10 protein-coding genes are annotated in these 12,894 nt (G+C 69.3%); 3 read left to right on the top strand and 7 right to left on the bottom strand.

Going from position 1 to position 12,894, the window contains the following annotated elements:
- Window positions 1–54: 54 nt before the first annotated feature.
- The 4 genes from glsA to GCE65_RS07880 all read right to left on the bottom strand — a co-directional run bounded on the left by glsA (window position 55) and on the right by GCE65_RS07880 (window position 3,814).
- Window positions 55–1,860: a glutaminase A gene (gene glsA / locus GCE65_RS07895; RefSeq protein WP_152818081.1), complete on the bottom strand. Its 1,806-nt coding sequence runs from the start codon at window positions 1,858–1,860 to the stop codon at window positions 55–57.
- Between the two features lie 22 nt (window positions 1,861–1,882).
- Window positions 1,883–2,611, bottom strand: a complete 729-nt coding sequence (locus GCE65_RS07890; protein WP_228760168.1) for an Ltp family lipoprotein — start codon at window positions 2,609–2,611, stop codon at window positions 1,883–1,885.
- A gap of 280 nt (window positions 2,612–2,891) precedes the next feature.
- On the bottom strand, window positions 2,892–3,248 hold the full coding sequence (locus GCE65_RS07885; protein ID WP_152818083.1) for an META domain-containing protein: 357 nt from the start codon (window positions 3,246–3,248) through the stop codon (window positions 2,892–2,894).
- Window positions 3,249–3,427: 179 nt separating this feature from the next.
- Window positions 3,428–3,814: a phage holin family protein gene (locus GCE65_RS07880; RefSeq protein WP_152818084.1), complete on the bottom strand. Its 387-nt coding sequence runs from the start codon at window positions 3,812–3,814 to the stop codon at window positions 3,428–3,430.
- Window positions 3,815–4,051: 237 nt separating this feature from the next.
- Here GCE65_RS07880 and GCE65_RS07875 point away from each other — a divergent pair, with 237 nt between their 5' ends.
- The 3 genes from GCE65_RS07875 to GCE65_RS07865 are packed head-to-tail and all read left to right on the top strand — an operon-like array spanning window position 4,052 to window position 7,049.
- The gene (locus tag GCE65_RS07875; protein WP_153877995.1) at window positions 4,052–5,383 is read left to right on the top strand and encodes an SHOCT domain-containing protein; all 1,332 of its coding nucleotides are present in this window, start codon (window positions 4,052–4,054) and stop codon (window positions 5,381–5,383) included.
- Window positions 5,384–5,394: 11 nt separating this feature from the next.
- Window positions 5,395–6,750, top strand: coding sequence for a TFIIB-type zinc ribbon-containing protein (locus GCE65_RS07870; RefSeq protein ID WP_228760167.1), 1,356 nt, complete (start codon window positions 5,395–5,397; stop codon window positions 6,748–6,750).
- Complete coding sequence (locus tag GCE65_RS07865; RefSeq protein WP_152818086.1) at window positions 6,750–7,049, top strand: growth/differentiation factor; 300 nt, start codon at window positions 6,750–6,752, stop codon at window positions 7,047–7,049. The genes GCE65_RS07870 and GCE65_RS07865 overlap by 1 nt, the downstream gene beginning before the upstream one ends.
- A gap of 99 nt (window positions 7,050–7,148) precedes the next feature.
- Here the strand turns inward: GCE65_RS07865 and GCE65_RS07860 are convergent, their stop codons facing one another.
- The 3 genes from GCE65_RS07860 to GCE65_RS07850 all read right to left on the bottom strand — a co-directional run bounded on the left by GCE65_RS07860 (window position 7,149) and on the right by GCE65_RS07850 (window position 12,808).
- Window positions 7,149–7,655 carry a hemerythrin domain-containing protein gene (locus tag GCE65_RS07860; protein WP_152818087.1) on the bottom strand — a complete coding sequence of 169 codons (507 nt, stop codon included), beginning with the start codon at window positions 7,653–7,655 and terminating at the stop codon, window positions 7,149–7,151.
- Between the two features lie 7 nt (window positions 7,656–7,662).
- The gene (locus GCE65_RS07855; RefSeq protein WP_152818088.1) at window positions 7,663–8,109 is read right to left on the bottom strand and encodes an OsmC family peroxiredoxin; all 447 of its coding nucleotides are present in this window, start codon (window positions 8,107–8,109) and stop codon (window positions 7,663–7,665) included.
- A 184-nt stretch (window positions 8,110–8,293) separates the two neighbouring features.
- Window positions 8,294–12,808 (bottom strand): NPCBM/NEW2 domain-containing protein, encoded by a 4,515-nt coding sequence (locus GCE65_RS07850; RefSeq protein ID WP_305071550.1) that lies wholly within the window; start codon window positions 12,806–12,808, stop codon window positions 8,294–8,296.
- Window positions 12,809–12,894: the final 86 nt, after the last annotated feature.

Below are 12,894 nucleotides of genomic sequence, written 5' to 3'. Positions count from 1 at the left end.
TCCTCGTGGCGTCGTGAGACCGTGTGCCGCACCCCGTCGTGGTGCCGGTCAAGTCTAATCGCGGATCCGAACGGCGACGGCTCGCGCGTACCGGTACACCCTCGAGTGCGCGTCGCGGGCGAGCGCGCGCCACAGTTGGATGGCGAGCCGGGGATCGCGATCCTCAAGCTCGTCGATCGCCTCCGCGTCGAGCACCATGACCTCGACCGGGCCCGTGGCCTTGACGGTCGCCTCCTGGCGATCCTCGCTCGCGAGGGACAGGTCGCCGAAGGTCATCCCGGCCCCGAGGGCGGTGACCCGCACCCTGTTCCCGTCGGAGTCGGTCGTGATCGTGCTGATCCGGCCGGAGAGGATGAAGAAGACGCCCCCGAACCGCTGGCCGACCCGGCGGATGATCTCCCCGTCCGCGAAGCTGCGGCGCTCCATGAGTCCCGCGAGTGCGTCGACGTCCTCCTGGTCGAGCATCGCGAGCGCGGGGGAGTCGGCCACGAGCACGCGCCCCGGGTCGAGCAGGGCGCTGCCGTACCGCTCGAGCAGGAGGTGCTCGCACCGGGCGATCGCCCCCTCCCGGGATTCGAACGTCGCGAGCTCCGGCAGGGCGTGGGCCAGGGTGTCCTCGGGATCGACGAGGAGCAGGGTGGCGCCGCCGCGCGCGAACTGCTCGGCGATCGTGCCGAGCATGTCGAGGGCGACCCGGCCGAACTCGTCCACCCGGCGCACGTCGAGCACCACGAGCTCGACCTGCGGGTCGAGGCCGGTGAGTTCCCGCACGACCGATTCGGTGCCGGCGAAGAAGAGGTCCCCGGCGAGCTCGACCACCACGGCCCGGTGTGCGTGTTCGGCCAGCAGTTCGGTGGCCTCGTCGGTGCGCCGGATCGCGCTCGGCTCGCGATCGATCGGGTAGGAGTCGCGGATCGCGGATCGGCCGATGCGGGCCGACCGCACGAAGTGCATCTCCATGTCGCGCGAGAGCTGCCGGCAGGCCGCCACGCCGCGCACGCTGTTGCCGTGCCGGTCGAGCGGGGGAGAGTAGACCGCGAGGCCGGCCTGGCCCGGAAGCACCGCGATGATGCCCCCGCCCACGCCCGATTTCGCTGGCATCCCCACGTGACTGGCCCAATCGCCGGCGTCGTCGTACATTCCCGAGGTCATCATGACCGAGAGCACGCGCTCGACCGCGTCGAGCGTGAGCGCCTGCGTGCCGGTGATCGGGTGGGTGCCGCCGTTGGCGAGGGTGGCGGCCATGAGCGCGAGGTCTCGGCAGGTCACCTGCACGGTGCACTGGCGCAGGTAGGTCGCCAGCGCCTCCGTGGGCCTGCCCTCGATCACGCCGACCGAGCTGAGCAGGTATGCCAGTCCGTGGTTGCGGTCGCTGTGACGACGCTCGGCCTGGTAGGCGCGCCCGGCGCTGCGCAGCGGGCGGCCGGCGCACTGGGAGTACAACTCGGTGATCCGTTGCACGGCGCTACGCCCACCGCCGCCCTTGATGAGGGAGGCGACCGCGAGTGCCCCGGCGTTGATCATCGCGTTGGCGGGCCGGCTCGTGCCCGAGGTGAGGGAGAGGTCGTTGAACGCGTCTCCGGACGGTTCGACGTCGATCTTGGCGTCGACTGCCGCCATGCCGAGGTCGTCGAGCGCGAGTCCGTAGCTGAAGGGCTTGGAGATCGACTGCATCGAGAACTCGTGATCGGTCACTCCCACCTCGTAGACGTAGCCGTCGACCGTGGCCAACGCGATGCCGAAGTGGTCCGGATCGATCAGGGTCCCGGCAGGGCCGACCTCATAGGGGACGCCGTCGCGCACCCGGGCGATACGCGCGTGGATGTCCTGCAGGTAGGTGGTGATCGGGGACGACGTCATGGTTCCGAGCGTAGGGGAGTCGTCAGAGGCCGGCTTGGTCGACTCCGTATGTGGCCTGGTCGAGGGTGTAGCCGTCACCGTATTCCGACGTCAACTGCTCGATCAACCCCTTGCGTGAGAAGGCCATGAGGTCGAGGTAGTTCGCGGCGGCCTTGGCTGCCTGTTCGTTCCAGTCCACCTCGACGTTGTCCGCCGCGAATGTGGCATCCTCGACGGAATATCCATCGCCGTACTCCGATGACAACTGTTCGATCAAACCGTTCCGTGAAAACGGCATGAAGCTGAGATACGACTCGGCAGCGCGCAGCGCATTCGACTGACCGGCGGTGAGCGCTGCTTGAGCCGCAGCCTCCTCCTCGGCTTTGGCGGCTGCCTTCGACGCCTCTTCCTCCGCGGCTCGGGAGGACTCCTCCTCCGCGGCCCTCGACGCTTCTTCCTCCGCGGCCCTCGATGCCTCCTCCTCCGCGGCCCTCGCGGACTCCTCCTCGTCCGCGGCCTCGGTCTCTGTCTGCCCGGCAGTCGCCGACGGCGCCCGACCTTCGCCTTCCACCTGTGCCGATGGCACCGCCGTCCCGGGATCGTCCCGCCCACCACCGACGATGGCGATGGCCACGAGGAGGGCGACACCGCCAAGAGGCAGGATGAAGCGCTTCTTCTTGTACCAAGGCCGCGCCGTCGGCTGACGGTCTGTCGATTCCGTGGCGCCGTATCCGGGGGCGTGCTGCTGATATTCGGGTGCCCCGTCGTCCACCAGCAGCGGCCAGCCCTCCGGTGCCGGCGGCCATGACGCGGGTGGTATCCAATCGGGCGGGGGCAGCCAGCCCTCGGGAGGTATCGGCCACCCAGGGGCCGGATTGAATCGGAGTGTCATTTCATGACCCTATCCGAAGCGGTCCGCGCGAGAGTGGGATTCAGCACGTCGACCGGAATACATTTCCCAGCGGGCCCGGACGGTTTCGAGTGCCGGTTTGTCGGACGTGCGCGGCTCCGTGATACTCCGGCTTCCTTCGACCTGGAGTCCGCGGCCGGCGCTATTCGCGCGAGAGGTCGCCGATCTGGGCGCCGTCGGAGTCGTAGAGGTGCATCGTGTCGCCGTCCACCACGGCGCTCGCCGGATCGATCAGCCAGACGTCCACGTCCGGGCACGCCATGAGCGTGGTCGCAAGGCCGGCGAGGGTGACGTCGTCGCCGTCCTGCTGCCACGTGCCCGAGAGCCGGTTGCAGCCGTCGGTGCCGGTGATGAGTCCCTCCCCGGTGAACGTCAGCCGGGTCTCGTCCCCGCCGGAGGACCCCCAGGTTCCCTGTGCCGACGTGGCCGCCTCGCCGCAGCCGCTCAGCGCCGACGCGGCGACGGCCAGGACCACCATTCCCACGCGAAGACGACGCATCGGTCCGACCTCCTGCCAACGGCTACATTGCTCGTGTCAGCCTACGCTCGATTCCGCGCCGGTGTCGGCCCCTCGGCTGCGAGGAGGTCGGCGAGGCGGAACGAGATGGCACCGCGCACCCGGCGGCGCCCCAGCGGATCGACCGGTCGATCGCCGCGACGGCCGGGAGCACTCGCGCCTCAGGCGGGTGCGGCCGAGGGCTTCTTCTTGAGAAGCAGCGGCGGCAGGATCCAGCCGCCGACGGCGGTGACGAACCAGACGATGACGGTCGCGAGGATCCACGTTCCCAACCCGGCGATGGTCAGCCCGCCGGGAACGAGCGAGGCGAGGAGCAGGGCGATGAACGTCGAGATGAGCCCGACGCCGCTCATGAGGGCGGCGGCGCGCTTCTGGGTCTGGTGCACCACGAACGGCGAGACGAGCGCCTGCGCGAGGGTGAAGACGAGGACGGCGACGACGAAGCCGGACGCCGCGAGCGTGAGCCGCTCGAGTAGGAACGCGGCGAGCAGGAACCCGAGGGCCGCCGTGGCCAGGTGGATGAGCGCTCGGAGGATGGATCGGATCATGGCGTTCCTCGTTTCGGGAGCCCGTCATCGGGGCGGTCGGGCATCGACATATCCAACGCCGCGAGTCTATCGGAACCGGTCCTGCACGCGTGTGGGTCGTCGGCCTCCACCGAGGAGTGGCTGCTAGACTCCGGTGCCCGGCCCTGAGCCGACTGTCGACGCCCGACTTCGTGGCTTGCCTCGTCCAGCGAGCGGTTCGGCACACGGTTCGATCACTGCGTTCTTGGAGGACATCGGATGGGATTCATCAAGGCATTCGCGGGCGCGATCGGCGGCACGTTCGCGGATCAGTGGAAGGACTTCCTCGTTCCTCCGCACAACCTCGCGCCGACGGCCGCCATCTTCCCGGCCGTTCCGCAGGGCCAGAACGCCGGGCGCGGGTCGAACACCAAGGGCTCCGAGCACATCATCACGAACGGCAGCCGGATCATCGTTCCCGAGGGCTACGGCCTCGTGACGTTCCAGGACGGCCAGCTCACCGGGTTCATCGCCGAACCCGGTGGCTTCATCTTCACCTCCGACGACCAGAACTCGCAGTCGATCTTCGCCGGCGACGGGATCGTGAGCCCCACCGTCAAGACCTCCTGGGAACGGTTCAAGTTCGGCGGCCAGCCCGGCTCGCAGCAATTGGCGTTCTACGTCAACCTCAAGGAGATCCCGAACAACCGCTTCGGCACCCAGTCCGAGATCTATTGGGACGACGCCTACCTGGGCGCGCAGGTCGGTGCGATCACGCGCGGCAGCTACACCATGCGCATCGTCGACCCGATCCTGCTCGTCAAGCAGTACGTGCCGCTCACGTACCTGAGCGCGAGCCCGCGGGTCTTCGACTTCTCCGATCTCGACAACGACGCGGCCAGCCAGCTCTTCAACGAGGTGGTCGGCTCGCTCGCGCAGGCGTTCTCGATCTACACGAACGATCCGAGCCAGGGGAACCGGATCACGCGGATTCAGTCGGACTCGGTCGGCTTCGCCCAGTCGCTCAGCCAGGCCGTCGAGCAGGGCTACAGCTGGACCACCGATCGCGGCCTGACGATCGTCAAGGTCGCCCTGCAGTCGATCGAGTACGACGAGGACACGCGCGCGCTCCTGAGCGACGTGAAGAAGGCCGATGCGCTCGGAGGCGCCCGGGGGAACTCCTTCATGCAGCAGGCCGCCGCCCGCGGTTTCCAGGCAGCGGGGGAGGGTGGCGGGGGAGCCGCCAACATGGCCTTCCTCGGCATGGGACTCAACGCGACCGGCGGCGCGGCCGCCGGACTCCAGCAGCCGGTGCCGCAGCAGGGGTACCAGCAGGTGCCGCAGCAGGGATACGGGCAGCAGCACCCGCAGGGTTATGGGCAGCAGCCACCCCAGGGTTATGGCCAGCAGCCCCCGCAGGGTTATGGACAGCAGCCGCCCCAGGGCTATGGACAGCAGCCACCCCAGGGCTACGGTCAACAGCCGCCCCAGTCGCCGTCGGCGCCGGAGGATCCCGTGGCGAAGCTGACCCAGCTCAAGACGATGCTCGACCAGGGGCTCATCACGGCGGACGACTATGAGGCCGCCAAGGCGAAGATCCTCGGGATCTAGAGGACGTCGGAGTGAACCCGAGCAACCCGAATTCAGAAGCCACCCCGCCCGCGAACCCGGGAGCGCCGGCGACGACCGGCGGTGCGGGGTATGGGATCGACCCCGCCCAGGGCGCGCCGCGTCCGTCCGCCGACGGCTACGGGATGGTCGATCCCGCAGCGGCGGCGGCAACCGGTCTGCCTCCGGTCTCCCCGGCGGGGCCGCGCATCATCGAGACGGACGCCGCGGCGAAGGACGGACTGTCCAAGTGTGCCCGGTGCGGTGCAACGGAGATCTCGCTCAACCCCGCCACCGGCATGCTCCGGTGCGGCTTCTGTCGATTCGAGTGGGCCACCGGGAGCGCGGAGCAGGCGCTGGGGCTCAACAGCGACATCTCCGAGCTGTCCGGCCTCGTCATGGGATCCGGTTCCCAGGACATCGTGCCCTCGACCGATGTGGTGCTCACCTTCAAGTGCAGCGCCTGCGGCGCCGAGGTCGTGATCAACACCGATGAGAGCACACAGGCCCGGTGTCACTGGTGCCGCAACAAGCTCTCGATGAATCAGCAGATCCCCAACGGCGCCGTCCCCGACATGGTGCTGCCGTTCGCGCTGCGCAAGGAGCAGGCGACCGAGAAGATCTCGCAATTCGTCAAGAAGCGTCGGTTCTACGCGCATCCGAAGTTCCTCAAGGAATTCGAGCCGGAGAACGTCATGGGCGTGTACCTGCCCTACATGGTGGTCGACATCAACGCCCATGCCCGGCTCACCGGGCAGGGTGAGCATCAGACGCGGACCTACACCGTCAAACGTGGCGACAACACCCAGCGCGTCTACGACGCCGACATCTACCACGTCATGCGCGATTTCGACGTCTACATCAATGATCTGACCGTCGAGTCCTCGAGCGAACGGCGCGACCAGGACTCCTCCCGCAACACGAACAACATCATCAACACGATCATGCCGTTCGATGTCGAGAATGCGGTCCGGTACGACTCGAACTACCTCGCCGGTTTCACCTCCCAGCGACGGGACACGAATATCGACGACCTCACTCCGCTCGTCGATGCCCAGGCACGGGACATCACCCGCTACCGGGTCAACGACACCCTCAGGTTCTACGACCGCGGGGTTCGCTGGGATTCGGAGCAGGTCGACGTCAAGGGTCAGCGCTGGGCCTCGGCCTATCTTCCCGTGTGGCTCTACAGCTACCAACAGCGCCGGTCCAACGGGCAGACCTTCCTGCACTACGTCGCGGTGAACGCGCGCACGGGCGAGACGATGGGCAGCGTGCCGATCAACAAGCCGAAACTGTTCGCGGTCTCCGCCGTCGTGCAGGTGGTCGGTATGGTTCTCGGAACGATCATCATGGTGGTGGGTGGCTGATGGGCATCGACGTTCTCGCTGCGGGTGGCCAGGTGTGGGCGAGCGGATCCTCCGACGGTGGCGGCGGCAGCATCGGCTGGGTCTTCTTCCTCGCCGGCTTCCTCTACTACGGGATGATGTACCTGCGCTACCGCAACTCCGACAAGCGGCACCGGCACGAGCTCGAGACCGAGGCGACCCTGGACAACGTGCAGGTGGCCGACGATTACGCCGGTTCCCTCAAGGGCGTCTCGCACTCGCGGATGCGCGGCGCGAACTACAAGCAGGTCGAGGGCGCGCAGAACAAGCGCCCCTGGTAGCCCTCATCGGGCCCTGCTCGAGCACCGGTCCGGATCTGCTTGGGCCTTGCTCGAGCACTGATCAGGCCGTGATGGGCCCTGCGGAGCCGGCGCAACCGGTCAGCCGCGTTCGCACACCCAGCCCGCGGGAATGCGGCCCTCGCGAAGGAACTCGCGCAGATGCACCTGCGCCGGATCGTCCAGGTCCGCGTCGAGATGCGGATAGATGATCGGCTCCTCCTTGCTGTTGTGCACCTCGAGCAGGTGGAGCATCCGGTGACAGGCGGCGATCACCTCCGAACGGGCGGGTTCCTCGATGGCGGCAGGCCCGGCCAGCCGTGCCTCGAGGGCATCCATGGCCCGCCAGAGTTCGCCGTGCTCGCGGAGCATGACCATGACCGGCATCATGAGCGCGCCGGTGTTGATCCGCGGAAACACGATCGCCTCTTCGAGGTAGATGTGCCGCCGCAGGGCCCTCATCGCCCCCACCAGCGGCTGTGCCCAGTCCCGCACCGTTTCGGTGGTGCGGGACTGGGCGATGAACAGCTCGATTCCGGCGTCGATCTCATGGTGTTCGCGGGTGAGCGCCTCCGCCAGTGAGGGAGGATCGGATTCGAGCGTGCTCATGGCGGTCTCAGGCGGTGGCGAGCTGGGCGTCGACCGTGATCGTGGCGCCAGCGAACAGCCGCGAGACCGGACACAGGGCCGAGGCCTTCTCGATGACGGCCTGGAACGCGTCGTCGGCAATGCCCTCGACGGTCGCCCGAACGGTGAGCTTCGACGTGCTGATCGTGGGGACGCCGTCGACCTCCTCGAGCGTCAGGGTGGCGCTCACGTCGAGCTTCTGCGGCGGCGTGCCGTTCTCACCCAGGGTGAGCGAGAGCGCCATCGCGTAGCACGAGGAGTGCGCCGCCGCGGCGAGTTCCTCCGGACTGCTCTTGCCCGCCGGAGCCTCGGTGCGCGATCCCCAGGTGACCTGCAGGTCGTCGAGGACCCCGCTGCTCGTCCCGTTGAACGTTCCGGTTCCGGAGGCCAGCGGGCCCTCCCATGTGGTCTGGACGGTACGTGCGGCAATGCTCATGATCATCCCTTTCGGCGTCATAGACGCAATTCTGCAACAAGATATTGCTCTAAATGATAGGGGACCGTGTCAAGGAGACTCGGGACCATCGGCCCGCGCGCCCGGCCCGCGTGGATGCACCGGGGCGCCGCCCGACCGCGCTCGTGCGGAGGGACGGCGCCCCGGGGTGCGGTGCGCGTCGAGGTCAGCTCTCGCGGGCCGAGCGGTACCTCGCCAGGATCAGCGCCAGCCCACCCGCGGCCAGGAGGAGGCCCGTGACCACGACGACGGGGCCGAGGCCCGCGCCGGTGTCGGGCATCGCGTCGAGGTCGTCGCCCCGATCCGGCCCGGCTTCCGGCCCCGCTTCCGATCCGGCGTCCGATCCCGCTTCCGATCCGGCGCCTGATCTGGCGTCCGCGTCGTCGGTCGGCGCGGGGTCGGTCGGATCGGGATCGGTCGGATCGGGATCGGAGCCGCCCCCATCTGAACCGGCCTGGTCACTGCCACCGGAGTCGGTGGTTCCACCGGAGTCGGCGGTGCCATCGGCCTGGTCGGTGCCACCCGAGTCGGCAGTACCACCCGAATCAGCGGTGCCGTCCGCCTGGTCGGTGCCACCCGAGTCGGCAGTAGCACCCGAATCGGCGGCGCCACCGGCCTGGTCCGTGCCGTCGGCGTCGGCAGAGCCGCCGGCCTGGTCGGTCCCATCCGAGTCGGCGGTGCCGCCGGCCTGGTCCGTGCCGTCCGAGTCGGCAGAGCCACTCGCCTGGTCGGTCCCATCCGAGTCGGCGGTGCCGCCGGCCTGGTCGGTCCCGTCCGAGTCGGCGGCGCCGTCCGCCCGGTCCGTGCCACCCGAGTCGGCGGTGCCATCGGCCTCGGCGGCGCCGTCCGCCTGGTCGGTGCCACCCGAGTCGGCGGTACCACCGGCGTCGCTCGACCCGTCGGGATCCCCCGAGCCGGAGTCGTCCTGGCAGACGAGCCGGGCGTCCCCCCAGATTCCGTGGGCGGCAGCGACTCCGTTCGGCGCCTCGATGATGAGGTCGAGGTACATCGCCCCGCTCACGTCGACGTCGACCTCCTCGGGCGCCATGGCACTCGTGAGCGTCTTCCCGTTGAACAGCTTCTGCCCATCCGCCTCGACCCGGAAGATGACGTTGCCGGCGAAGCCGTCCTCCTGGGTCGCCTCGGCCGTGAAGGAGAGGCAGGTGCCGCCGAGGTAGTAGCGGATCTTCCCGTTCGCGTGGACGCCCAGGCCCTTCTCGTAGGTCCGTGGCTCACCCGTCTCCGGGTCCACCCACAGGCTGGTCAAGGGAGCGTCGGGGGAGTCGGCGGAGTCCTTGTTGGCCACGTCCCTTCCGATCACGCCCCAGCCGTTCGTTGCCGACTCCCATTCCAGATCGGAGATCCAGTTCTCACCGGTCGGGCCCGGCTCGAGTTCCCGATCGACCACGGTCCAGCTGAACAGCTTGACGGCGGGGGCGGTGGGGAGCTCGACCGCGCGAACCGTCTTGTTCGGGTCGAGATAGATCGAGTTCTCGTAGATCTGGTAGCCGTAGGTCTCGTACTCGTACTCGCCCGACGCGTTGTTCCGCCCCATCGACGTCAGGGCGACCCGCGCGCTGCCGAGGCCGCTCGCCTGCGGGAGCCAGTTCGGGAAGAAGATCGACTCGGTCGACCTGGTCCCGTCCTCGTAGACCACGGTGAGCGGCAGCGAGACGCCGCTGCCCGCGGCCGCCGAGGCGAGCACCGACAGGTGGTTCCCGGAGCCCGAGACGGAGATCGTCTGGCCGGCCGGTTCGACCGAGTTCGGAGCCGACACGGACTCGGGCCAGGGGTACTCGGCGCCGTCGAAGGCGACGGTGCCACCGGCCTGAGCGCCCGCCTCGGCGAGCGCCGCCGCGGAGAACGTGGCGCCGCCGCCGTCGAAGTCCCCCTCGCCGGCGTGTTCGAGGTCGGTGATGGAGATCGCGTTGTACGCGGACTGGAGCGAACCGTAGGCGACCCCGATCTGGTTCGCCCCCGTGAGTTCCAGGGCCTGGCCGGAGGCCGAGGTGTACGTCGCGTTCACCCGCACGGTCTGCCGGCCACCCGCCGAGCCCGCCTCCGGACGGACGACGAAGGTCGCCTCGCGCCGTTCGCCCGCCGGCACGGTTCCCACCTCGGCGCCCTCGCTGCTCACGACGGTCCATCCCGCCGGGAGTTCGGGGGTGAGCGTCACGTCGGTCTTGTCCTGGTTGCCGAAGTTGGAGAAGGACGCCGTCACGGTCGTCTCCTCGCCCTGGAACACCTGGTCGGGCACGGCGACGCGGACCTGCGCGGCCCCGGCGTCGCCGTCCTCGCCGCCGACGGCGGAGGTCCCTGCGAGCGTGACCGTGGCGGCCGAGTCCGAGGCCACCGGCCCGAGGTTGACGGTCACGACGCCGTCGGCGTACGACCAGCCCACGGAGTCCGTGGCGTCCGCGACCTCGCTCAGGTCGGTGCCGTCCACGTCGACACCGTCCGGCGCGGAGTCCGTGTGGGCCTCGATGAGGTACGGCCGGCTCGGCGCCATGCCCGTGTACGAACCGTTCCGGTCGCCGATGGTCACGACGACGTCGCCGGGCCCCACCTCGGGGGCCGAGACGTCGAACCGCTGGGTCGCGAACGCGCCGTCCTTGTACTCACGGGTGACCCCGTCGTCCTCGTACAGCTCGAACGAGGCGTCGCCGCTGGGGTAGACCGCCAGGGTGAGCGGGGCGTCCTCGGCAACGAGGGAGGCGTTGCGGGCGATCGGTCCCATCGGGACGAGGGCGCCGGCGCGAACGAAGATCGGCAGCCGGTCGAGCGGCGCCGGGTGCCCGTCGAGCACCTGGCCGCCCTCGTAGCGCCGTCCGGTCCAGAAGTCGACCCAGGTGTCGCCCGCGGGCAGATAGATGCCGTTGCGGACGTCGGTGTCGGTGAAGACCGGGGCGACGAGGTAGTCGGTGCCGAGCAGGAACTCGTTGTTCGCCTCGACCGAGTACGCGCCCGGATCCTGTGGATACTCGAGGGCGACCGAGCGCATCATCGGCGTGCCGGTCGCGTGGGAGTCCTGGGCAAGGCTGTAGATGAACGGCATGAGCTGCTGGCGCAGCTGGAGGTAGAACCGGTTGATCTCGGTCGCCTCCTCGCCGTAGAGCCACGGGCGCTTGTCCACCGATGCCCAGCCGCTCATCGAGTACAGGGCCGGGGCGAAGGCCTTCCACTGCAGGTCGCGCACGTAGCTCTCGGTGGAGCCGCCGAAGATGCCGTCGACGTCGCCGGTGGTGAAGGCCAGCCCGGAGTTCCCCGCGCCCGTGAGCGCCGAGACCTGCCAGCGCACCGCGTCGAGGTTGCCGGAGTGGTCGCCGGTCCACTGCATGCCGCACCGCTGGGAGCCGGCCCAGCCCTCGACCATGAGCGAGGTGCCGCGCGCGTCCGAGTACTGCTCGAACCCGTCGTAGGCGGCCTCGCAGCCGGTCAGCGCCATCCGGTACCCCTGCCCGACCCAGGCGACGTCGAGCTTGCGCATGCGGATCCCCGCCTCACCGACCTCGAACTCCTGCTCGGTCAGGCTGCGTTGGGTCCACAGGCCGGTCTTCAGGCCGGTCTTCTCCTCGATCTGCTCGACGGTCTCGGGCAGTTCGACGTACTCGCACCCGTAGCCGTCGTTCACGAGCATCCAGCCGGCCGGCATGTCGTGCTCGACGAACTCCTCGGCGATGGCGACCGCGTCGGGGGTCCGGAGCTTGCCCGGGGTGGCCGCGCCCTCGTAGGTGGGGCTGCTGCGGTTGTAGCAGTCGGCGTCGCCGTATTCGAGGGCGTAGACGGGCGGCAGGAGCGGGCGGCCGGTGAGCCGGGTGTAGGAGTCGAGCGCCTCCTTGTAGTCGCCGGCGAAGTAGTACGCGTCGAACCGGGCCTCGGCATGGGTCGTGGTCCCGGCCGCGAAGTCGTACGTGCCGGGGGCGAACGTGTTCCGCAGCACGCCGTAGCCGGCGGAGGACATGTAATACGGCACCGCGTTCGGGTAGCCGTCGTCGTCCCAGTCGAAGTTCCTGGCGATGTTGATCGTCGCGCCGGTGTGGATCGAGCGGCCGTTCTGCATCCCGCCGCCGAGGAACTGCTCGCCCTCGTCGATGGCCAGGTGCTGGGTCGCGGCCGCCCCGGTGAACGTGAGCGGGGAGGATTCGGCGAAGATCGGCGTGCCGTCGGTGCGTTCGGCCGCCAGGCGCCCCGTCGCCTTGTCGATCGAGACGCGGACGGCGTCCGTGGCGAGGGTGGCGACGTCGCCGTCGGTCAGGGTCGGGGCCGCGCCGGCGAAGTCGCCGGCGCCCACCACGATGTCGGCCGAGCGTTCCGGGTCGCCGCTCGGGCTGTTGGCCGGGTCGGTGAACTCGCCGCCCGGCACGGCCTCGATCCGGAACGTCTCCGCGTCGAGGAAGCTGATTCGGATCGCACCGCGCTCGGTCGTGACGAGGGCACTCGCCCCGTCCTGGGTGACCGCGGTGACCGCGCCGAGGGTGTCACCGTCGGCGACGGGCACCTCCGCCGCGACGGGCCCGGGAGCGATCGGGGTGGCCCCGACCGACTCGGCCCCGTCGACGGTGAACGCCGAACTGGAGGTCGCCGTGCCCGTCACCGCGGCGGCGACGCCGGAGGTCACGATCAGGCCGGCGGTCAATGCCGCCGAGAGCCATCGGCGCTGCTGGGGACTGCGTTGTCTCACGGTCGAGGCTCGCTTCCATAGGGAGTCATTCGATGATTGATTCTCGCCTAATATAAGCAGCAATGCTCACGCGTGCAAGCGTGAGC

Source organism: Pseudactinotalea sp. HY158 (genome assembly GCF_009660225.1).
In the GTDB taxonomy this organism is placed as follows: Bacteria; Actinomycetota; Actinomycetes; order Actinomycetales; family Beutenbergiaceae; genus HY158.
This window is presented reverse-complemented; position numbering and strand designations above follow the sequence as displayed.

What these genes read in the sequence shown, in the direction of transcription:
- glsA (WP_152818081.1), bottom strand. Translation starts at nt 1,860, where the DNA reads ATGACGTCGTCCCCGATCACCACCTACCTGCAGGACATCCACGCGCGT.
- GCE65_RS07885 (WP_152818083.1), bottom strand. Translation starts at nt 3,248, where the DNA reads ATGCGTCGTCTTCGCGTGGGAATGGTGGTCCTGGCCGTCGCCGCGTCG.
- GCE65_RS07880 (WP_152818084.1), bottom strand. Translation starts at nt 3,814, where the DNA reads ATGATCCGATCCATCCTCCGAGCGCTCATCCACCTGGCCACGGCGGCC.
- GCE65_RS07875 (WP_153877995.1), top strand. Translation starts at nt 4,052, where the DNA reads ATGGGATTCATCAAGGCATTCGCGGGCGCGATCGGCGGCACGTTCGCG.
- GCE65_RS07865 (WP_152818086.1), top strand. Translation starts at nt 6,750, where the DNA reads ATGGGCATCGACGTTCTCGCTGCGGGTGGCCAGGTGTGGGCGAGCGGA.
- GCE65_RS07860 (WP_152818087.1), bottom strand. Translation starts at nt 7,655, where the DNA reads ATGAGCACGCTCGAATCCGATCCTCCCTCACTGGCGGAGGCGCTCACC.
- GCE65_RS07855 (WP_152818088.1), bottom strand. Translation starts at nt 8,109, where the DNA reads ATGAGCATTGCCGCACGTACCGTCCAGACCACATGGGAGGGCCCGCTG.